2 protein-coding genes are annotated in these 2,233 nt (G+C 37.3%); one reads left to right on the top strand and one right to left on the bottom strand.

Features of this window, described 5'->3' with window-relative positions:
- Positions 1 to 661: alpha/beta hydrolase family protein (locus VIP81_RS25015; RefSeq protein ID WP_331967738.1), on the top strand; the 661-nt coding region annotated here is incomplete at its 5' end.
- An 18-nt stretch (positions 662 to 679) separates the two neighbouring features.
- Here the strand turns inward: VIP81_RS25015 and VIP81_RS25010 are convergent.
- On the bottom strand, positions 680 to 2,077 hold the full coding sequence (locus VIP81_RS25010; RefSeq protein ID WP_331967737.1) for an outer membrane beta-barrel protein: 1,398 nt from the start codon (positions 2,075 to 2,077) through the stop codon (positions 680 to 682).
- Positions 2,078 to 2,233: the final 156 nt, after the last annotated feature.

Here is a 2,233-nt window from a genome sequence, read left to right as displayed (position 1 = left end):
TGAAATCAATATTCCCTATTATGTTAGTAATGGATATCTTGTATTTTGTCCGGATATACGGTATCATATAGGCGATCCCATGAAAGGAACATATGATGCTGTTATTTCGGCTGCGAGATATATTGGGGAATTTCCCTTTGTAGATCCTGCAAAAATTGGTGCGCAAGGCTGTAGTTGGGGGGGGGTAGAAACCAATTATATTGTCACTCACACCAATTTGTTTGCTGCCGCATGTTCCGCGTCGGGTATTGCAAATTGGGTGAGTGGCTATGGAAGGCTTGCTGGAACAGGCGAAAGTATGCAAGGCATGTTTGAAATTGGGCAGTTCAGAATGGGAGGGACGCTTTGGCAGAAACACGAGACGTATATAAGGAATTCTCCTATATTTCAGGTTGACAAGATGACAACTCCATTGTTGTTAATGCACACAACGAAGGATATGATATGCAGCCCAACAGATATGCAGTTTTTTTTTCGATCATTATGTAAGGCAGGAATGAAATCTTGGTTCTTATTATATGAAGGAAATCATGGCCTGTATGGTAGAGACGGAGAAGATTTTAGCTCGCGAATGAAGCAGTTTTTCGATTTTTATTTGCGTGATTACCCTGCAGCTAAATGGATGACCACTCCTAGCGAGGAATTGGGCTGCATTAAATAACTAACATTTTGACCTACATTAGTTTTTCCCTTTTCCTAGGAAATAGGAAAACTTGAGTAGAAAGAAAGGGTCAAGGGTATTCGTCTGGATATCTTCAATGTAGTTAACCTCGACCTTACGGGTGATACTTTTATTTTGTTTTAGCAGGTCAATACCTTGAAATGTAATCATGCCTTGTTTGTGTTGGAATAGTGTTTTGGATATCGAAGCATTAAGTATCCAGATATTATTGTTGTATGCAACGGGAAGACCGGAAGCATAACTGTAGCGTAAGAAGGTACTGATGGTAATTCCAAATGGAAGATTTAAATTGCCATTATAAGAAGCTCCATAAGCCAGGTAACTTGTGGTGGTGTTGCTAGGATTGGAATAATGGAGGTTATTATAATTTACGTTGGCGGATATCATATAGTCAAATAGTTTTATCTGCTCTGAGTTGTAGCTAATTGATTGTGCAATTGATAGTTTGTCATTCATGTTTTTATTTCCATTCACATAATTGATGGATCTTTGGAGTATATATTTTGTGGCCAAGTTAATAGAATTAGATCGTTTCTTAAAAGGCAATCCACGCGAAAAGTCAAGGCTGACATAGTATCCTCCCGAATGATTAAAGGGTTGTGTTACTTGTCTACCGATTGAGTCAGTTTTGGTGTCATTGATAATTTGATTATTATTGACATTGCTACTAATAGATAGATATAGTGTGCGTAATGATATGGCGTCGAATGTATTGTATGACAAGCTAAATCCATGAGAACTTCCCGGTTTTAGGCTAAGGTTGCCGAGTTTTAGATTTAGGGGATCGCTGACATCTGGTATAGGCTGCAACTGTGTAATGTCTGGGAATTGAGCAGTTTTTGAATATCTCAATCGAAGCTGTTTGTTATTGCTAATAGAATAATTAAAGTAGAAAGAAGGCAATAGTATGGTACCATGGAGAGAAATTTTGCTCTGGTTTAAAGGACTATTACTGATGCTGTAAGATAGGCTGGATAGAGCAATAGTGTAATTAACTTTATTTTTTTGGGCATACCAACTTATCCTTTCGCAATGTTGAGTAGATATGTTTTTAAATGTATTGCTCATGCTGTCAATATATTTGTCATATAATCCGTTTGCAGTATTGTAACTAAATGCGGATTTATCATATAATTCATTTGTCTGGTCCATCCCAATGAAAAAGGTGAGAAACCCACTTTCTTTTATTGGCTCTGTGTAATTAATATAGAACAACGCTTTTTGGCTTTGACTATTTGTGTTGAAGTGTTGGTTGAGAGTATCTCCGCTACTCTCTCCACTAGCTGAGAAGTAGGCATTTTGGGATATGGCAAATTTAGATTCGGTGTCTTTTCCGTCTGCATAATTTAAATTTATATTTAATGAGCGCCTCTTTTTTTTTGAAGTATTTTTCATAGGTCACCCCTGCAGATGGCACCGTTGTCTTGTTATCTGAGTTATTATTTACAATTCCGTTGTTAATATTTTTGCTGTTCTGTGTGGATGCATATGTGTTGGACAGTATGTCCTTGCCGTATGATAGTTGATTGTTGATTGAAAAGGTGATTTTCT

The sequence above is a fragment of the Chitinophaga sp. genome, assembly GCF_036566945.1.
Taxonomy (GTDB): Bacteria; Bacteroidota; Bacteroidia; order Chitinophagales; family Chitinophagaceae; genus Chitinophaga.
The sequence above is the reverse complement of the archived record's forward strand: the minus strand, read 5'-3'. Positions and strand labels throughout refer to the sequence as shown.